The sequence below is a fragment of the Eisenbergiella sp. OF01-20 genome, assembly GCF_003478085.1.
Taxonomy (GTDB): Bacteria; Bacillota; Clostridia; order Lachnospirales; family Lachnospiraceae; genus Eisenbergiella.
The window spans coordinates 142,327-160,436 of record NZ_QUES01000005.1; the positions used below are offsets into that span (position 1 = coordinate 142,327).

Consider the following 18,110-nt stretch of genomic DNA (forward strand, 5'->3'; position numbering starts at 1 on the left):
GGCGGAAGCTTTTTTATGACAATAGAACTTTTAGGTCCATGCAGGTGCATCCGCCTGGCCGTTGCCCGCAGGAATAAAAACTGCGGCCGTAATCAAACGGCCGCAGCATCATAGGGTTCTGTTTTCAATTATCTGATGTCTGCCTGTAACAATTCCGATCTGTCTCAGATGTTACATCTTCTTACATCATTCCCATTCCGCCTGCTCCGGCAGGTGCGGGGGGCAGATCCTCTTTAATATCTGCAACAACAGTTTCTGTAGTCAGCAGCGTGGATGCAACGCTTGTTGCATTCTGCAGTGCGCTTCTGGTAACCTTGGCAGGATCAAGGATTCCTGCGTCAACCATGTTCACATACTCTTCCTTCAGAGCATCGAAGCCCATGCCAACTTCCATTTCTTTTACCTTGTTGATGATAACACTGCCTTCCAGTCCTGCATTGGCGGCGATGTGGAACAAAGGTGCTTCCAGAGCTTTCAGAACGATTCTTGCGCCGGTCTTTTCGTCTCCGTCCATACCCTCAGCCAGTTTGGAAACATCCTTGCATGCGTGGATATAAGCGGATCCGCCGCCTGCGATGATACCTTCTTCCACTGCAGCTCTTGTTGCAGCCAGGGCATCTTCCATACGAAGCTTGGCTTCCTTCATTTCTGTTTCCGTCGCAGCACCAACACGGATAACCGCTACGCCGCCTGCCAGCTTGGCAAGTCTTTCCTGAAGTTTCTCTCTGTCAAAATCAGAGGTAGTTTCTTCAATCTGCATTTTAATCTGAGCGATTCTTGCCTGGATTTCGTCCTTGCTTCCTTCGCCGTCTACGATAACGGTATTTTCCTTCTGAACCTTAACGGATTTAGCACGTCCCAGATCCATAAGCTGTGTTTCTTTCAGATCCAGTCCCAGTTCTTCACTGATTACCTTGCCGCCTGTCAGAATTGCGATATCCTGCAGCATTTCTTTTCTTCTGTCGCCGTAGCCGGGCGCTTTAACAGCTACCACATTGAAGGTACCGCGCAGTTTATTTACAATCAGAGTCGTAAGGGCTTCACCCTCAACATCTTCAGCGATAATTAACAGCTTGGCGCCGCTCTGTACCACCTGCTCCAGCAGAGGAAGGATTTCCTGGATGTTGGAGATCTTCTTATCGGTGATGAGGATATAAGGGTTTTCCAGGTTTGCTTCCATTTTGTCCATATCGGTGCACATATAAGCGGAAACATATCCTCTGTCAAACTGCATACCTTCTACCAGATCCAGTTCCGTCATCATGGTCTTGCTTTCTTCGATGGTGATAACACCGTCTCCGGAAACCTTTTCCATAGCGTCTGCAACCATGGTTCCCACTTCATCATCGCCTGCGGAAATAGAGGCAACCCTTGCGATATGCTCTTTACCGTTAATTTTGGAGCTCATCTTTGCAATTGCTTCCACTGCACATTCGGTAGCTTTCTTCATACCTTTTCTAAGGATGATCGGGTTCGCTCCTGCTGCCAGGTTCTTCATTCCTTCATTAACCATTGCCTGTGCCAGTACGGTTGCTGTTGTGGTACCATCACCTGCCACATCGTTCGTCTTGGTTGCCACTTCCTTAACCAGCTGTGCACCCATGTTTTCAAAGGCATCCTTCAGTTCGATTTCCTTTGCGATGGTTACACCGTCGTTGGTAATAAGGGGTGCGCCGTAGGATTTGTCGAGAACTACGTTCCTTCCTTTCGGTCCAAGGGTCACTCTGACGGTATCTGCTAACTGATCTACTCCGGATTCCAGAGCCGCACGGGCTTCTGCACCGTATTTAATTTCTTTTGCCATGATTTAAACGCCTCCTGATTATAAATTTAATTTTGCTTTCTTCTTATTCAATTACTGCAAGGATGTCGGACTGCTTCACAATGATGTATTCCTGGTCGTCATCCAGCTTTACTTCGGTTCCGGCATATTTGGAGTAAATAACCTTGTCTCCGGCCTTTACTTCCATTTTGATTTCTTTGCCGTCTACCATTCCGCCAGGCCCTACTGCAATAACTTCCGCCTGCTGGGGTTTTTCCTTGTTCTGTCCGGGAAGAACAATTCCGGATTTTGTGGTCTCTTCCGCTTCTAACTGCTTCAAAACGATTCTGTCACCTAAAGGTACTAATTTCATAAAAATGCCTCCTTAATGAATTCTTTCTTACACCGGTATTTTTGTTGTTAGCACTCATCTTTATTGAGTGCTAAACACTATACATATATTATGTTTTTGGTTTATTTTATGCAACGCCCTTCACAAGACTAAATGCGTTTTTTTCTAATATTATCTCGTGATATCTCTTTTTTTCTCTTGTTTTCTCAATTTTATGGTTTTTTATAAATTTATTATAAACTCAAACTTCGCAGGAGCAAAATGGCCTTCCTTATTTAGTCAATGCCTTTTCCAGCCGTTCCCGATAACCGGGACTGTTTTTCTCATCGAACTTATCCCGGAACATTTCATATTCCGCTTCGGAAAAGCACTGGTAAAAATCTTCTTCCACACTCAGCCTGGTTACCATACCAATCGCAACCGAAGGGGCCAGCACAGCGTCCTCGTATACCTGACAGGCTTCTTTGATCCGGCTGCAGTAGTCCCGGGCTTCTCCTTCCTCCGGAGCTTCTATTACTATATAAAAGACATCTCCGTCCACACGCCCTATGAGATACTCCGGCTTTGCTTCTTTTTTCAGGATATCGGCAACAATGCGGATGAGCCTGTCGCTTTCCTCATCACCGAAATGGCCGTTAACAAACTTCCAGTCATTGATGTTCACGCAAATCAGGGCATTGGGCGCCGTACCTGTTTCTTTGAGCCGGGTAAGCCTTGCGTCAAAATAGGTTCTGCCAAGAAGCCCTGTCAGTGTATCCACATGCTCCCCGTGTTTTGCCTGATACCGGTCTTTTTCCAGCGCCTCTTCCAACTCATCCGCGTAAATGGCAGTCTCCCGGAACCGGTACTGCTTTTCCCCGAGTGAGGAAAAAAGAGCGGCCAAATCATCCAGGACAGCCTCCACGGCCTGTTCGTTATCCGCCCCTGCCGGTTTGGCATACAGATGGCCCACCGTCCTGTCCGCCACACGGATTTTCCGTCCCGGATCTGAAACCACATCCGGCAGGAAGGCGGCAAAGTCCCCTGCTGAAACTGCCTTTTCCCCATGCCGCTGCGTTAAAAGCAGCTCCACACCCAGCGCAGTGTGCAGATTCCGGAAACTCTTCTGTATCTTCTCCAAATCATACAGGTTTTCCAGTCTGTAATTTTTTATATTTTCCCGTAACCTTTTTTCCAATGGAACCGAACCGTATGCCATACCCCTTGTCCTTCCTCACCTTCAGATTTTCTTTGTGAAATGGCTTTCCGGGGCTATTCCGCCTCCGTTCTCCAGCCAGAATCATTATACTTTTTTTCCCGTCTTTTGTCCAGTTCCGGGTAATAGCTGCGGCACGGGAAAAAGCGGATCTATAACAATCATCCCATATATGATATAATAAGAAAACCGTGCAAAAATGACAGATAACCAAATACCGTTTTGTCTGCCTGCCGGAAAATAGAAAATCTCGGGTCCTGGGAAGCCGAAGGATTTTCGACGCCCACGGCGGATCATATCATGCACGAACGTATGCAAAAAAGACGGGATTTTTACCTGCAGTTACTGGAACAGCTGGATAACAGTTCCCATCTTAATTTATAAACGCAATATCGCAGGTCATGCCAGGAGGAATTATGTACATTAATGAACAGAAAACTATCCCCATAAACGGAGTCCATCAATATGTATCTATCCGCTCGGAAAAGGAAAACGCCCCACTGCTTCTCTATCTGCACGGGGGACCGGGGGATGCGGCGCTCCCCCTGGTTCTGAAGTATAACAGTGCCCTGGAACAAACATTTACCGTTGTGATCTGGGAACAGCGGGGCGCCGGAAAATCCTACTATAAATTCAGGCCGGGAGAAGATATCACCATGGCTCTCTTTGAGCAGGATCTCCATGCACTCATCCAATGGCTGCTGGAACGTTTTCATCAGGATAAGCTGTATTTAGTCGGCCATTCCTGGGGAAGCGTCCTCGGACTTGCCTATATCCAACGGCACCCGGAAACCGTCCGTACCTATATTGGCTGCGGGCAGGTCGTGAATATGCAGAAATCCTGCCGGGAAGCTTACGATTACGCTCTTGCCCATGCAGAAGGGAAGGATTTGGAACGGCTCAAGCGGACGGACTGTACCTATACCGGTGAGGAATGGTTAAAGGATCTGCTTTTTGTCACCGGGCTGGTGGTTAAATATAAGGGCTCCCTTTATGGGAAAACAAACTACAATACCCTGATAATGCCATTCCTGCTGTCCCGCTATTACACCCCGGCCGACTTGCTCCGCCGTCAGAAGGGCAGCCTGCAGGCTATCCAATTTCTGTGGCAGGAACTGATGGGAACAGATTTTGAAGGCTGCCGGAAATATGCCGTTCCTGTCTGTTTTATAGAAGGAAGGCATGACAGCCATGTATCCTCTTCTCTGGCAAGGAAATACTATGACAGCCTGGAATCCGAAAAAGAATTCTACTGGTTTGAAAATTCCTGCCATTTTCCCCAATGGAGTGAAAGCGGGAAGTTCAACCGTATTCTTGCCTCGTTAACCGAATAGTCCGAAAAAGAGCAGACGTCATTACGCCTGCTCCTCTACATAATCCATATAATCAGCCTCGTCTGCAAAAAGCATGTACTGTCCGTTTACGCATCCCATGTAACCTTCCCCAACATAAAATCCTTTCATACCGCGGCTCCTTTCTGCTGTCCTTAAACCAACCTAACTGTTTCCGTTACCTCTGTCAGGCTCCTGCGAGCCCTTCGATGGTTTAAGAATAGCATATAAAGAGTCCGATAATTAGGACTTTCCCTTATGTTTTGGCAGCAAATCCGGCTTTATTCCCGGATATGGGGCTAATAATCCCGCAGCACGAGCTCTGTAATTCCTGGATTGACACCTCCCTGTACACGAATGACCTTCGGCTCCCTGTCATAGCTGTAATCCTCCAGAAGCATGCTTTTGATACCGGTTCCGCCGTGAAAACCGTGAATAACCCGCAGCCTGTATACGCTGCCGTCCGCCCTTTTCAGGGCGTTTTCCACCTCCTGCTTCGCCTGCAGGACATTTTTCCCATGAAGATCCAGTTCCATTATACCTGCGTACATTCCCCGGCCTCCCTTCAATCCCTTCCGCCGGTAAACTTTTTCTTCATCCGGTACATTCCCCACTGAACCCAAAACAGCAGCAGGATATAAATCATGACCAGCAGTATGCTGACATAGCCGCCGGAAAGCGCCACGCTCAGATATATGCCAAGCCACATAACCAGAAGCACGCTTATAATAATCCCCAGACGCTTCCATCTTTTCATAAGCTCTTCTATGGATTCTGCATCCGTATATATTTCATACTCCTCCTCCGGCGTTCCGGGCACATATTTTTTTCTGAAATATATCCAGCCGTTAAAAGTATTGCCGGCAAACTCCCAGCCCTGTGCCTCAAACAGCTCCAGATATCTTCTTTTTTCCTCCTTGGTACGGATAGCATCCGGATTATAGTCAATCCGGTTCCGGTAAACTACCTCCGGCTGCATTTTATAGACACTGAAAAAACAGCCGCCTTTAATCAGCTGCCATCCCTTTTCAGACATTTTGTCCAGATGCGCTTCCTCCTTGTCATAATTCCATGCCATATATCCCCGGAACGATATTTTTGTATCCATAATTCAATCCTCCTGTCCGCAGGCCGCCTGCAGTTTTTCCTTTCTTCTCACTATATATCCGCCGTTCAAACGGACAATTCCTTTTTCCCTGCCGGCGGAACTCACCGTTTCAGCATCTGCAGTTCCTGACTGCCGAGCACCTTTTCCGCACTTTCCAAAAGCTCCGTCAGCCGCAGGATCTCTTCCTCAAGAGCCCTTTTCCCGGCAGGGGTAAGTACATACAGCTTCTTTCTCATGCCCTGGCCCCGATTCTGAAATATACGGGATTCCTCCGGTTCTTCCTCCGTTTCCGTAATCCAGCCCTTTTTTATCATGTTGCTGACGGCTCCATACATGGTTCCCGATCCTATTTTCACACGCCCCCCGGACAGCCGTCCCGCTTCCTGCATAATTCCATAACCATGACTGGTATGGCCGCAAAGACACAGAAGTATGTAAAAGTAGCTTTCTGTCAGCGGTTCCTTCTTTGGCTCCATATGTTCTCTCCTTCCTCCCACTATATCGCCATCCGCTATGTCGCCGTACGATATATTATTTCTTATATCGTATCACGACATATGTCGTATGTCAACATAATTATTTTGACACCCGTGCAGCGGGCAGGCTGAACCGGAACCTTTTCGTAACAGTTCATACTTGCCTGAACTGTTGCACATTTTCCATACTATTTTTCAAGAATGGCTTGCAAATTCCCTGTTTTTCTGTAAAATAGGTAAAGGTAACGAAACAGTGCGGGCATTGTAAAGGCACAGAACAGTTACAGGGCGAAAAGAGAATTGAATTAAGAAGAATCTGCCGGTTTATTTCTGTTATGACCGCCGCGTTTTATGGAGGAGTTTTCAAAATGATTAGTGCAAGCAATGTGACCCTGCGTCTCGGGAAAAAGGCGCTTTTTGAAGAAGTTAATATTAAGTTTACGGAAGGGAACTGTTATGGCCTAATCGGTGCAAACGGCGCCGGCAAGTCCACCTTCTTAAAAATCCTTTCCGGTGTGCTGGAGCCTACCAACGGTGACGTGATAATCACCCCCGGCCAGCGTCTTTCCGTGCTGGAACAGGATCATTTCAAATATGATGATTTTCCGGTTCTGGATACCGTAATCATGGGAAATGCGCGCCTTTATGAAATCATGAAGGAAAAGGATGCCATATATGCCAAAGAGGATTTCAGCGATGAGGACGGCATCCGTGCCAGCGAACTGGAAGGGGAATTCGCCGAGATGGACGGCTGGGAAGCGGAGTCCAATGCCGCAAGCCTTCTGAACGGCCTTGGCGTGGATACCGATTTCCACGATTCCCTGATGAAGGATTTAAACGGCAGCCAGAAGGTGAAGGTACTCCTTGCCAAAGCGCTTTTCGGCAACCCGGACATCCTGCTTTTGGATGAGCCTACCAACCATTTGGATCTGGATGCCATCGCCTGGCTGGAGGAATTCCTCATCAATTTTGAAAATACGGTGATTGTTGTTTCCCATGACCGTTACTTCCTGAATAAAGTATGTACCCATATCGCAGATATTGATTATGGTAAGATCCAGCTCTACGCCGGCAACTATGATTTCTGGTATGAATCCAGCCAGCTGCTCATCAAACAGATGAAGGAAGCCAATAAAAAGAAGGAAGAAAAAATCAAGGAGCTGCAGGAATTTATTTCCCGTTTCTCCGCCAACGCTTCCAAATCCAAACAGGCTACCTCCAGAAAAAAAGCGCTGGAAAAAATTGAGCTTGATGAAATCAAGCCTTCCAGCAGAAAATATCCGTATATCGATTTCCGCCCCGACAGGGAAATCGGGAACGAGGTGCTTACTGTCGAAGGGATTTCCAAGACCATTAATGGAGAAAAAGTGCTGGATAATATTTCCTTTATTGTCGGGCATAACGATAAAATCGCTTTTGTCGGAAGTACCGAGCTTGCAAAAACCACCCTTTTCCAAATCCTTATGGGGGAAATGGAACCGGATGAAGGAAGCTATAAATGGGGGATTACCACTTCACAGGCTTATTTCCCCAAGGACAGCACCAGGGAATTTGACAACGATTATACTATCGCCGACTGGCTTATGGGATATTCCCCCGTGGATGATATCACCTATGTCCGCGGTTTCCTGGGACGTATGCTTTTTGCGGGAGAAGACGGCGTGAAGAAGGTACGTATCCTTTCCGGCGGTGAAAAAGTCCGCTGCCTCCTTTCCAAAATGATGATTTCCGGGGCTAACTGCCTGATTCTGGACGAACCTACCAACCATCTGGATATGGAATCCATTACCGCTCTTAACAACGGACTCATCAAATATCCCGGTGTGGCCCTCTTTGCCTGCCGCGACCACCAGTTTGTGCAGACCACGGCCAACCGTATTATGGAGATACTTCCGGACGGAACATTAATTGATAAAATCACTACCTATGACGAATATCTGGAAAGCGATGCCATGGCAAGAAAACGTACCGTTTATACTGCCAACAAGGAAGACGACGAAAATTAATTCTGAGAGGGGAAAGCTGCCGTCCTGTACGGAAGGCTTTCCCTTTTTTTAATACTCGGCAATAACCCAAACTTCGCAGACAGCCGGCGGAAGGCCATTCGGCACCTGCGAAGTTTGAGTCAACAAGATAAAAGAAGCAGAAAATGAGGTTATCAGCATGCATATTGTAGACTTACATGTCCATTCCGACAAATCCGACGGCAGCCTGTCTCCGTCCCGGCTGGTGGATCTGGCAAAGGAAAAGGGGCTGGACGCTTTCGCCCTCACCGACCACGATACCATTGACGGGCTTGATGAAGCTATCCGCTATAATGCCGCAGTGGAAAATGCCATGGAAACCGATCCCGTGCGTGTTACTTCCGCAAATCCCGTTTCTGCCAGGCGTCTGGAAATCATACCCGGCATTGAATTGTCTACCGAATATATGGGAAAAGATATTCATATCCTGGGGCTGTTTATTGACTATCACATGCCGGCATTCCGACAGCAGATCCGGGCATTTGTGGATTCCCGCATCCTCCGGAACGAGAAAATGTGCCGCTTACTGCAGGAGGCCGGTATCGACATCACTGTTGAAAAGCTTCAGGAGGCTTTTCCCGGATCCGTTATCACCCGGGGACACTACGCCAGATATCTTCTGGATCACGGCTATATCCGAAGCCTTCCCGAAGCCTTCGAAAGGTATGTGGGCGATCGCTGCAAATACTTTGTCCCCCGGGAAAAAGTGACACCGGAACAGGCGGTACGCCTTATCCTCGATGCGAAGGGGATTCCCATCCTGGCACACCCCACGCTTTACCATATGGGAAGGGATGCCCTGCAGCAGCTTACAACACGTCTGAAGGAGGCGGGGCTTGTTGGTATCGAAGCCGTATATTCCACTTATTCCGTCAAAGAAGAACGGGAAATGAAACGGCTGGCGGAAAGAAACCAACTGCTCATCAGCGGCGGCTCCGACTTCCATGGGAAAAGCAAGCCGGGGCTGGAAATGGCAACCGGCTACGGCGGCCTCCGGATTCCTGCCGGCATCCTGGAAGCGCTGCAGCAGAAAAGAAAGGAATTATTTGATGAATAAAGAATGCATTTCTCCTAAAATCTTATTTACCGATATGGACGGAACCCTGCTGTTGGACAACAGCACCGTCTCCCCCGAAATGAAAACAGCCCTGGACCGTCTGACGCAAGCCGGCCACAGGCTGGTGCTCACCTCCGGACGCCCCCTGGACAGCATCCTTGAGGTTATGGAAATGGCCGGCTTATTCTATCCGGGCACTCTGATCATTTCCAACAACGGAAGCCTCATTTATGACTGCTGTTCCCGCGCTCCCCTGATGGAAAAAACAGTAGCCTTTCCTATCGCCGCCGATATTATGGCTATGGCAAAAGAAAAAGGAATTCATTCCCAGACCTACACCGCACATGAAATCGTATGTGAAAAGGAAGATGAAGAGGTCATCCATTACCGGAAACGAATCCACATGCCCCTTATCACCGCTTTGGATGTCCTTTCCGTATTGCAGCGGCCGCCTTATAAGGTTCATTGTATCCATCTCACCGACAAAACCTTGCTTGAAACCTTAAAAAAAGAGGTGGAAATAAAGTACGGCGGGGAAATCACAGCCCAGTTTTCCAATGACCAATATCTGGAATTCTACAGCCGCGAAGCCGGCAAAGGAAACGCCATTCTGGAGGTTTGCCGTCATTTTGGCATTCCGGCCGCCGACAGCGTTGCCGCAGGCGACGCCCCCAACGACATATCCATGCTTCTGGCGGCCGGCACAGGGATAGCCATGGCCAACGCAGACCCCTGTGTCAAAGAAGCCGCCGATTTCATCACGTCCCAGGATAACGGGCATAACGGGCTGATCGAAGCAATCGAGAAATTTATCCTGTGCTGACCCTCTCCCGGTAATACCGGAAAAAAGGAAGCCGTTTCAACCGGGGATTTGCCCGCATGTTGAAACGGCTTCCTTGCTGTTACCTACAAAAACGGATGGCTCGCAGTACATGCCGAATGTTATTTACTCCACACTCTCCTGCAGCACGTTTTCTTCTTTTGCCGCTTTTTCCCGCAGGATACGTTTCAGCCGGTCATACAGAACCTTCCCCGCTATCGGAATAAATAGCATTCCCGCCATGTATACCAGAGTTTTCAGCACACCCGGCATATGGTCCAGAAAAGTCAGCCGGGGCAGAAAGGTATCCAGAATCAGGGTATGGTATAAAAAGATATAAAGCGTATACCTGCCTATATACTGCATAAGCTGCAGAATCCGGTTCATCCCTTTTTTGTTCCAGAGAATCAGGAAGGAACCTCCTGCAAACAAAAAGAGCACGACAGCAAAGGAATATACCATCAGTGTAATGCCGGGAGGATTTACCCGCAGCAGCCATCCGAACATGGACTCATCCCAGGCAAAACGGTCCCGGAGAAGAAAGCCAAGGGAAGCTGCCAGGATAACACCGGCCCCCAGGGACGCGATTCCCGCCGTGCGTTTCTCCCGGAAAGAAATATGGAGGTCCGCCGCAAGCATCCCCGCTGCAAAAACAAAGAAATAAGTGCCGCCCAGCAGATATTTCCCTCCTCCATAGGTTTCCAACGCAAAGCTATGCTTCATCAGGAACATGGAAACCAACCAGGCCAGCGCCAGAAACAGAATCCGGAACAGGAAACTGGCTTTTCCTCTTCTGCAGTTCATAACAAGCAGATAAACCACCGGTGCCACCGCGATCAGCTGAAGGTAAATCAGCACATAATAAAACTGCCCCTCCAGATTAAAATTCACCGCCCATAATACATACGCCCCCAGATTCAGCTGGAATCCGGCCCGGGCATACTGGTAAACCGCCACTGCCGCCAGATACGGGACGAGTATCCGCCCCAGCCTTCTGAGCACCCACTTTCCGCCCGTTTCTTCCTTCTTTCTGTTCTGCAGGGAATAATAGGCCGTCATCCCTGCCAGGAAAATGAATACGGTTACGGAATAAAAAAATATGTACTGAATCGTCTCGTCCTCGTACAAAATCCCCTTAACATGATCAACCAATACCGCCAATATCGCAAAGAATTTGGCGCAGTTAATCCAACCAATCTGCTTTTTTCCCTGAATCATCTACTAATTATCTCTCCTTTTTTTGAAAACAAGTCATGCGATTTCTTTTCACATCCTCCTAAGGGTCATGGGATGACCGGAAGGCGGCCTAAAAGCCTGGGCAATGCCAAATTTGGGCTTCGGCATAGCTGCAATCCTGTTTTGTTTACATTTCACGCTCTCCTAAACAAGTCCAGTATACCATCCTTCTTCCCTGCCGGTCAATGCTTTTTCGTACAAGCTACGTTTTTCTGATCATTTCCGGTTACTTGTCACGGAGGGAACTGCGAAGGTTGCGTAAAACACAAAAACAGGTGTATAAAGCGGCTGTCAGGCAGCCATTACTTTATACACCTGTTTTACGGAGCACCGGGGCAGCAGCCCGACGCCTATGTTTCCCGGGAACTGTCCTGTGTTCCTTTCCTTCTGTAATCCGTTTGCCGGGCCTCAGCCCTCCACAATCAGATATCTTCCGTCTCCCACGTCAAAAACCTCATCCGCCTCCAGAATTTCGTCCAAATCAGCACCTTCCATATCAATGCCGGCTTCTTCGAAATAATCCTTCACTTCTTCTGCGGAATCAACCACAACAGCCATACACTCTTCCAGAAAAGCTTCTGCCTCTTCCAGATTGGAAGCCACATCTTCTTCAGGAAAGAGCTGTCCCTGGTTATTCAGAAAACACATTAAGACCGCATCATCATAATCGTGCATCTTCTTCCCTCCTTCCTACTTGGTTCTTCTACATAAAATATACCGTCTATGCGGGGATTGTGCAAGACTTTTTTCCGAATCGGCACGATTCTTTATCCCAGAGCGGCAGCAGTTCAGACGGCCTTTGTGCCCTGCAGCACCACCGTCCGGGGGAAAAGCAGGGAGGGACAGGGGCTGGTACGGCATCAGCCATGTCCGCACCGCTCCACGATTGTCTTCCAGACTCCCTTTTCCAGATAAGAAGGGCAGAGATAGCGAGCCGCCTCTTTAACCTCCGGCCTGGCGTTCTCCACCGCATAACTGAAGCCTGCGGCCTGCATCAGGCCGATATCATTGGTATTATCCCCGAAGGCCATGGTTTCTTCCCTGTGCACCCCGAAAATCTGCTGCAGTTTTTTCAGGGCATTGCCCTTGTCAACGGAAGCATCCATGAAATCAACCCACTCCTCACCGGCCACGCAGGTTTTCACAAGTCCGCCCCACTGCGGGATCAGAACTTCTTCCCCCAGCCGGCGGATGCTGCCTCTATGGTACACCGCCACCTTGAGAATCACTTCCTCTCCGGCGAGAACATCCTCCACCTGTCGGAAAATATTATGATATCCGTATTTCATCATATCCAGGAACGTTCTGTTTTTGGTTTCCAACAGGCTGCCGTGAGGGGTGGATACAACAAATTCGTATTCCCTGCCAAGGCTGCGGAGCTGTTCCACAATCTGACGCGCATACTCCGGTTTCATGGCGGTAACCGCAAGGTCTTTCCCTTTGTAATACAAATGGGCCCCGTTTTCCGCTATATAACAGATTTTATCCTCCACCTCACGGAATACACTGCGGATGCTGGCGAGCTGTCTTCCGCTGGCGCCGCAGAAGAGTATTCCCCGATCCGTCAGGCTTTTGATCTCCTCCACAATCTCCGGGTACAGGTTGGGCGTGGAATCCGGAATCAGCGTTCCGTCAATATCAGAAGCTATCAATTTAATCATGTTCCTTCAGCCTTTCAAGCATTATTTGTATTTGGGAACAGCAGGGCATATCCCTGCCGCCGGGCGGATGCGCATCCAGCTTACAGCAGTTCCAGCAGTTCCGCCGGCTTTCCGATGATGGCATCCGCATGGTTTTCTTCCAGTTCCTGCCTGTCCCTAAAGCCCCAAAGGACTCCTACGGTAAACAAACCCGCCGCTTTTCCGGTTTTCATGTCCACACAGGTATCCCCCACATAGAGGATATCTTCCTTTTCAAGCCCCAGCTCTTCCCGGATCCGATCGACACCTGCCGGATCGGGTTTCTTAGGCACGCCGTCCGTCTGACCCTGGATCCAGTCAAAAAGACCTGCTCCGAACAAGGTTTCCACCACATAGATGCTGTTCTCATGAGCCTTATTGGACAGAACCGCAATCCGTATCCCCCTTCTCTTCAGTTCCTCCAAAAGTCCGGTTATCCCCTCGTACGGCCTCACGTGGTACATACAGTCCTTTTCGAATAGCCGGGTATATTCCTCCAATACCTCCTGAAAATGGACAAGCCCGGTATCCCCGGCCTTAAGAAGGGCACGGCGCACCAAAACGGCGGCCCCGTCCCCCACAAAGTATTTATAATCCGCCTCTTCGAATTCGGGCAGCCCGAACTTACGCAGCGCCCTGTTCCCGCAATAGGTCAGGGACTCTATGGTATTGGCAAGCGTGCCGTCCAAATCAAATATAACAGCTTTCTTCATCTTCCTTTATCCTTTCCCGGCGGCTCTATCCCACCCCTCCGGCATGTTCCCGCCTTTTTCAGAGCAGCGTTCTCTTTTTCAGCTCCTGGTAAACCCTTCCCACAGGAAGGCCAACCACATTGTTGTAGTCTCCGTCTATTCCCCGGATAAAGGCGGCAAACCCCCCTTGGATTCCGTACGCTCCCGCCTTGTCCATCGGCTCCCCGGAATCCACATAGCGGACAATTTCCTCCTCTGTCATCGGATACACCCGTACATCGGTACATTCATAAAAACAAAAGGTTTCCGTCTTTCCCTGTTCCTGCCAGACCAGGGTGACACCGGTATAAACCTGGTGCACGTCTCCCTGAAGCATACCCAGCATCTTCGCCGCACGTTCCTTATCACCGGGTTTCCCCAGGATTTCCCCGCGGCAGGCAACGATCGTGTCCGCGCCTATCACCACCGTTTCTTCCTTCAGGGCCTTATCCTCCGATACGGCCCTATTATACACTTCCACCGCTTTATGGAAAGAAAGTTCCTGAACCACCTCCCATGGAAGCTTTTTATCCGTCACTTCCTCCCAGCTGCTGGGACAGACTTCAAATTCCAGGCCAATCTGTGTCAGAAGCTCCCGCCTCCTGGGTGACGCAGACGCCAGTATCATCTTATGCTTCATGCCGACATCCTCCTCTTTCCTATCCCTTTCATGCTTCCTCTTCCATTTCCATATGCACCTCGGGGATGAAAACCCTGCCGTCATGGGGATCTGCCTGGGCCATGGCCGCCTGCACCGCTTCGATGCAGAATGCTTCCTGGGAATTGAAGGTTTCCTTCCCCCGCCGATCCACCTTTTCATAGCTCCCTTCGGGCTGGAGCAGATGTGCTTTCACCGTATCCCTCAGCTGTACCTCCAGTATATGAAGCACTTTTTCCTTCAGCTTCGGATCCTCCACGGGGAACATGATCTCCACACGGCGTTCCAGATTCCTGGGCATCCAGTCCGCACTGGAGCAGTAAACCTCGCTGTTTCCTCCGTTTTCAAAATAGAAAATCCGGCTGTGCTCCAGGAAGGTGCCCACGATAGAGCGCACGGAAATCGTATCGCTGATCCCCGGGATTCCCACCCTGAGACAGCAGATCCCGCGGACAATAAGTTCTATCCTTACACCTGCCGCGCTGGCTTCATACAGGGCGGCAATCATATCCGGGTCGCAGAGGGAATTCATTTTAGCCACGATCCTGCCCTGCTCTCCTGCTTTTGCATGTTTGGTTTCCCTGGCTATCAGATACAGGAATTTATCCTTCAGCCACAGCGGCGCAAGGGAGAGCTTATTCCAGGACAAAGGCTCCGAATAACCGGAAAGCATATTGAATACCGCCGTGGCATCCTCACCGATAGCCTCCGAACAGGTCATCATGCCGATATCCGTATACAGCTTTGCGGTGGCATCGTTATAATTACCGGTTCCCAGATGCACATAACGGCGGATGCCGTCCTCCTCCCGGCGGACCACCAGGGTTATCTTGCTGTGGGTTTTTAAGCCCACCAGGCCGTAGATCACATGACAGCCGGCCTTTTCCAGTTTTTTCGCCCAGACAATATTATTTTCTTCATCAAAACGGGCCTTCAGTTCTACCAGAACGGAAACCTGCTTTCCGTTTTCGGCAGCCTGGGCCAGGGCCGCAATGATAGGGGAATTGCCGCTGACACGGTAAAGCGTCTGCTTGATTGCCAGCACATCCGGATCCTTTGCCGCTTCCCTGATAAACCGGACTACCGGTTCAAAGGTCTGAAAAGGATGATGGAGCAGGATATCGCCTTTCCGCAGTTTTTCAAATATACTGCCCTCCTCCATGAATTCCGGTACCGGCTGAGGCACATATTTTTCTGCCTTCAGATGTTCAAAGCCTTCCATTCCGTACATTTTCATCAGGAAGGTCAGATCCAGAGGGCCGTCGATGCGGTATATATCCTCTTCTTCTATCGAAAGCTCCTCCTTAATAATACGCAGCAGGCGCTTATCCACGCCGGCTTCCACTTCCAGCCGGATCGCCTGGCCCCACTGTCTCTTCTTCAGCTGCTTTTCGATTTCCTTCAGCAGATCCTCCGCTTCATCCTCGTCAATTGTCAGATCCGCATTCCGCATAATGCGGAAAGGGTAAGAACAGACCACATCATAATTCAGGAACAGCCTGGAAATATTGCGTTCTATCACCTCTTCCAGAAGGATAATGGCTTTCCCTGCATTTTCACCTGCGGGAATGGGCACAATCCGGGACAGGACGCTGGGAACCTGCACGGTGGCAAATTCCAGTTCCCCCTTTTGCTTACGTTTGGAAAGCAGCGCCCCGATATTCAGGGATTTGTTGCGGATCAGCGGGAAAGGCCTGGAGGAATCCACCGCCATAGGCGTGAGCACTGGATAAACGTTATCTTCAAAATAAGCATCCACGTAAGCCGCCTGCTCTTCGCTCAGATTCTCATGCTGTTCCACAACCGTCAGCCCGCTTGCCTTCAGCAAAGGGAGCAAAGAACGGTTGTATGTAGAATACTGCTGGGCAACGAGTTCATGGGTCACCACATTCAGCTGCTCCAGCTGCTGGGCGGCTGTAAGTCCCGCAATATCCTTTTTGGTATATTTGGCATTCACCATATCCTTTAACGATGCCACACGCACCATAAAAAACTCATCCAGATTGGAAGCGGTAATGCTGAGGAATTTTAACCGTTCAAACAGAGGGATCTGTTTATCTCTCGCTTCCGAAAGCACCCTTTTGTTGAAAAGGATCCAGCTCAGCTCCCGGTTGGTATAAAGCTCAGGGTCCAGATAATCTTTTTTCTCCGCCATAATCGTTTCTCCGTTTACATGATTTTTTTCTGTTTAATCACAGGATGCACACTGAACACTTCTTCAAAAAAAGAAGCTTTTGCGGCAAACAGCCCTCTTTCCAAAGTGATGTCCTCCGCGGTATTCACGGTAATTATCAGCTGATCTTCCTTCAGGATGGTCTTGAAATCCTTGAATTTCTGCTTATGGCTGCGATCCAGGCCATTCGCCACACGAAGGATAGCCGTCAGCTTGGCAATCGTCAGATAGGACTGGGGATCCAGGGTTGTTGTGGTTCCCAGTTCTTCATAATAATCAAATTCCTGATGGTTATATTTGACCACATTCGCTACGATTTCCCTCTCCCGGTGGGACAGGCCTATGATCTCCGTTGCCATTACTATACTGTAGGAGCATTCCCCCAGGTTCACCATGCTTATATATTTGCCGCAGTCATGGAGAAGGGCGGCGATACGCAGAAGCAGGCGTTCTCTTTTTCCCAGGCCGTGTACCTTTTTCATACTGTCAAAAATGGTGTTGCATATGTGCTCCAGGGTTTCTCCCCTGCGCCGGCTTCCCATAAACCGCTTGCTGATATTTCTGGCGCAGGCGATAATGTCCTGTTCGAAATCATGCTTTGGCCCGACAATCTTATTTTTTTCCGCATACTCATAAGCAATTCCGTCGCAAAGGGTCACACCGGGCGCCCAAAGCAGCTTCGCTTCCATAAGAATCGCCACCCGGTAAATAAGGACGGCGGAAATGAACACAAGCGGAAGGCTTTCTGTGGAGATACCGAATCTGGCCGCCACTTCTTCCTTCGTATGGGTGCGCATGATCTGCATGAACATTTCATAGCTGGCACTGTCCACATACCCCGGTGTCTGTGAACCGTTCAGGCGCTTCTGGATCAGGGCGGAAACGTAATCATCCACAATAATGATATTGTCGATGGTACGATCCTTCAGATACATCCGTTTAAAGACGGACAGCTGGCTTTCGATCATTTCCTCCAGCAGCCCTTCATATTTGGACGGCTTGGCATTGAGCTTATTCAGCAGCTCCTGCAGGCGGAGCACGCCGAGACGCAGATTCTGGGTCGCCACCAGCGTATCCTTGTCAAACAGCGATACCTGGATACTGCCGCCCCCGATATCCACGATTGCCGTCCCTTTTTCAATAATCTTGTTAAAATCCTGTCCTTTAAGGGCAATGGATTTATAATCCAGGAACCGCTGCTCGGAATTGCTCAGTACATCTATGCGGATGCCTGTGCGCTGCTGGATCTGATCCAGCACAATCATGGTATTTTCCGTTTCCCGGATGGCACTGGTTCCGTAAGCTTTAAAATCCTCCACCTTATAACCCTGCATGATCTCCACAAACTCCCGCAGGACACGGCACAGCTCATCCACCTTTTCATAACTGATTTTCCCTGTGGCAAAGGTATCGTTTCCCAAATCAATCCGGTGGCGGATATGATCGATTTCCCGAATGCCGATTTTAGGGGAAAATTCAAATATTTTCATGGAAAGCTCATAGGAGCC

17 protein-coding genes are annotated in these 18,110 nt (G+C 49.3%); 4 read left to right on the forward strand and 13 right to left on the reverse strand.

The annotated features are described in order from the left end of the window. Positions 1 to 181: 181 nt before the first annotated feature. From groL to DXA36_RS09140, 3 genes are all read right to left on the reverse strand, one after another. On the reverse strand, positions 182 to 1,804 hold the full coding sequence (groL, locus tag DXA36_RS09130) for a chaperonin GroEL (protein ID WP_118678371.1): 1,623 nt from the start codon (positions 1,802 to 1,804) through the stop codon (positions 182 to 184). A 43-nt stretch (positions 1,805 to 1,847) separates the two neighbouring features. Continuing rightward, entirely contained in the window at positions 1,848 to 2,135 is a 288-nt protein-coding gene (locus DXA36_RS09135; RefSeq protein ID WP_118678373.1) for a co-chaperone GroES, read from the reverse strand. A gap of 250 nt (positions 2,136 to 2,385) precedes the next feature. Next, a complete protein-coding gene (locus DXA36_RS09140) occupies positions 2,386 to 3,312 on the reverse strand; it encodes a GGDEF domain-containing protein (protein ID WP_118678375.1) in 927 nt (308 codons plus the stop codon). A gap of 413 nt (positions 3,313 to 3,725) precedes the next feature. Here DXA36_RS09140 and DXA36_RS09145 point away from each other — a divergent pair, with 413 nt between their 5' ends. Then, entirely contained in the window at positions 3,726 to 4,643 is a 918-nt protein-coding gene (locus DXA36_RS09145) for an alpha/beta fold hydrolase (RefSeq protein WP_118678377.1), read from the forward strand. Positions 4,644 to 4,939: 296 nt separating this feature from the next. Here DXA36_RS09145 and DXA36_RS09150 read toward each other — a convergent pair whose 3' ends face one another. The 3 genes from DXA36_RS09150 to DXA36_RS09160 all read right to left on the reverse strand — a co-directional run bounded on the left by DXA36_RS09150 (position 4,940) and on the right by DXA36_RS09160 (position 6,224). Next, the gene (locus DXA36_RS09150; RefSeq protein ID WP_118678581.1) at positions 4,940 to 5,191 is read right to left on the reverse strand and encodes a Smr/MutS family protein; all 252 of its coding nucleotides are present in this window, start codon (positions 5,189 to 5,191) and stop codon (positions 4,940 to 4,942) included. Between the two features lie 14 nt (positions 5,192 to 5,205). Beyond that, a complete protein-coding gene (locus DXA36_RS09155; RefSeq protein ID WP_118678379.1) occupies positions 5,206 to 5,748 on the reverse strand; it encodes a DUF2812 domain-containing protein in 543 nt (180 codons plus the stop codon). A gap of 101 nt (positions 5,749 to 5,849) precedes the next feature. Continuing rightward, a complete protein-coding gene (locus tag DXA36_RS09160; RefSeq protein WP_118678381.1) occupies positions 5,850 to 6,224 on the reverse strand; it encodes a PadR family transcriptional regulator in 375 nt (124 codons plus the stop codon). Positions 6,225 to 6,592: 368 nt separating this feature from the next. Here DXA36_RS09160 and DXA36_RS09165 point away from each other — a divergent pair, with 368 nt between their 5' ends. The 3 genes from DXA36_RS09165 (at position 6,593) to DXA36_RS09175 (ending at position 10,128) form a co-directional block, all read left to right on the forward strand. Continuing rightward, the gene (locus tag DXA36_RS09165; RefSeq protein WP_118678383.1) at positions 6,593 to 8,230 is read left to right on the forward strand and encodes an ABC-F family ATP-binding cassette domain-containing protein; all 1,638 of its coding nucleotides are present in this window, start codon (positions 6,593 to 6,595) and stop codon (positions 8,228 to 8,230) included. A 157-nt stretch (positions 8,231 to 8,387) separates the two neighbouring features. Further along, complete coding sequence (locus DXA36_RS09170) at positions 8,388 to 9,305, forward strand: PHP domain-containing protein (protein ID WP_118678385.1); 918 nt, start codon at positions 8,388 to 8,390, stop codon at positions 9,303 to 9,305. Next, the gene (locus DXA36_RS09175) at positions 9,298 to 10,128 is read left to right on the forward strand and encodes a Cof-type HAD-IIB family hydrolase (RefSeq protein ID WP_182478990.1); all 831 of its coding nucleotides are present in this window, start codon (positions 9,298 to 9,300) and stop codon (positions 10,126 to 10,128) included. The genes DXA36_RS09170 and DXA36_RS09175 overlap by 8 nt, the downstream gene beginning before the upstream one ends. Positions 10,129 to 10,251: 123 nt before the next feature. Here the strand turns inward: DXA36_RS09175 and DXA36_RS09180 are convergent, their stop codons facing one another. The 7 genes from DXA36_RS09180 to DXA36_RS09210 form a co-directional block, all read right to left on the reverse strand. Next, entirely contained in the window at positions 10,252 to 11,343 is a 1,092-nt protein-coding gene (locus tag DXA36_RS09180; RefSeq protein ID WP_118678389.1) for an acyltransferase family protein, read from the reverse strand. A 426-nt stretch (positions 11,344 to 11,769) separates the two neighbouring features. Continuing rightward, complete coding sequence (locus DXA36_RS09185; RefSeq protein WP_118678391.1) at positions 11,770 to 12,036, reverse strand: glyoxalase; 267 nt, start codon at positions 12,034 to 12,036, stop codon at positions 11,770 to 11,772. A 185-nt stretch (positions 12,037 to 12,221) separates the two neighbouring features. Then, positions 12,222 to 13,022 (reverse strand): Cof-type HAD-IIB family hydrolase, encoded by an 801-nt coding sequence (locus tag DXA36_RS09190; protein WP_118678393.1) that lies wholly within the window; start codon positions 13,020 to 13,022, stop codon positions 12,222 to 12,224. A gap of 80 nt (positions 13,023 to 13,102) precedes the next feature. After that, positions 13,103 to 13,753, reverse strand: a complete 651-nt coding sequence (locus DXA36_RS09195; RefSeq protein WP_118678395.1) for an HAD family hydrolase — start codon at positions 13,751 to 13,753, stop codon at positions 13,103 to 13,105. A 58-nt stretch (positions 13,754 to 13,811) separates the two neighbouring features. Next, positions 13,812 to 14,411 carry a Maf family protein gene (locus tag DXA36_RS09200; protein WP_118678397.1) on the reverse strand — a complete coding sequence of 200 codons (600 nt, stop codon included), beginning with the start codon at positions 14,409 to 14,411 and terminating at the stop codon, positions 13,812 to 13,814. A gap of 28 nt (positions 14,412 to 14,439) precedes the next feature. After that, positions 14,440 to 16,584 carry an RNA degradosome polyphosphate kinase gene (locus DXA36_RS09205; protein WP_118678399.1) on the reverse strand — a complete coding sequence of 715 codons (2,145 nt, stop codon included), beginning with the start codon at positions 16,582 to 16,584 and terminating at the stop codon, positions 14,440 to 14,442. A 14-nt stretch (positions 16,585 to 16,598) separates the two neighbouring features. Further along, entirely contained in the window at positions 16,599 to 18,092 is a 1,494-nt protein-coding gene (locus DXA36_RS09210; protein WP_118678583.1) for a Ppx/GppA phosphatase family protein, read from the reverse strand. Positions 18,093 to 18,110: the final 18 nt, after the last annotated feature.

What these genes read in the sequence shown, in the direction of transcription:
- groL (WP_118678371.1), bottom strand. Translation starts at nt 1,804, where the DNA reads ATGGCAAAAGAAATTAAATACGGTGCAGAAGCCCGTGCGGCTCTGGAA.
- DXA36_RS09135 (WP_118678373.1), bottom strand. Translation starts at nt 2,135, where the DNA reads ATGAAATTAGTACCTTTAGGTGACAGAATCGTTTTGAAGCAGTTAGAA.
- DXA36_RS09140 (WP_118678375.1), bottom strand. Translation starts at nt 3,312, where the DNA reads ATGGCATACGGTTCGGTTCCATTGGAAAAAAGGTTACGGGAAAATATA.
- DXA36_RS09145 (WP_118678377.1), top strand. Translation starts at nt 3,726, where the DNA reads ATGTACATTAATGAACAGAAAACTATCCCCATAAACGGAGTCCATCAA.
- DXA36_RS09150 (WP_118678581.1), bottom strand. Translation starts at nt 5,191, where the DNA reads ATGTACGCAGGTATAATGGAACTGGATCTTCATGGGAAAAATGTCCTG.
- DXA36_RS09155 (WP_118678379.1), bottom strand. Translation starts at nt 5,748, where the DNA reads ATGGATACAAAAATATCGTTCCGGGGATATATGGCATGGAATTATGAC.
- DXA36_RS09160 (WP_118678381.1), bottom strand. Translation starts at nt 6,224, where the DNA reads ATGGAGCCAAAGAAGGAACCGCTGACAGAAAGCTACTTTTACATACTT.
- DXA36_RS09165 (WP_118678383.1), top strand. Translation starts at nt 6,593, where the DNA reads ATGATTAGTGCAAGCAATGTGACCCTGCGTCTCGGGAAAAAGGCGCTT.
- DXA36_RS09170 (WP_118678385.1), top strand. Translation starts at nt 8,388, where the DNA reads ATGCATATTGTAGACTTACATGTCCATTCCGACAAATCCGACGGCAGC.
- DXA36_RS09175 (WP_182478990.1), top strand. Translation starts at nt 9,298, where the DNA reads ATGAATAAAGAATGCATTTCTCCTAAAATCTTATTTACCGATATGGAC.
- DXA36_RS09180 (WP_118678389.1), bottom strand. Translation starts at nt 11,343, where the DNA reads ATGATTCAGGGAAAAAAGCAGATTGGTTGGATTAACTGCGCCAAATTC.
- DXA36_RS09185 (WP_118678391.1), bottom strand. Translation starts at nt 12,036, where the DNA reads ATGCACGATTATGATGATGCGGTCTTAATGTGTTTTCTGAATAACCAG.
- DXA36_RS09190 (WP_118678393.1), bottom strand. Translation starts at nt 13,022, where the DNA reads ATGATTAAATTGATAGCTTCTGATATTGACGGAACGCTGATTCCGGAT.
- DXA36_RS09195 (WP_118678395.1), bottom strand. Translation starts at nt 13,753, where the DNA reads ATGAAGAAAGCTGTTATATTTGATTTGGACGGCACGCTTGCCAATACC.
- DXA36_RS09200 (WP_118678397.1), bottom strand. Translation starts at nt 14,411, where the DNA reads ATGAAGCATAAGATGATACTGGCGTCTGCGTCACCCAGGAGGCGGGAG.
- DXA36_RS09205 (WP_118678399.1), bottom strand. Translation starts at nt 16,584, where the DNA reads ATGGCGGAGAAAAAAGATTATCTGGACCCTGAGCTTTATACCAACCGG.
- DXA36_RS09210 (WP_118678583.1), bottom strand. Translation starts at nt 18,092, where the DNA reads ATGAAAATATTTGAATTTTCCCCTAAAATCGGCATTCGGGAAATCGAT.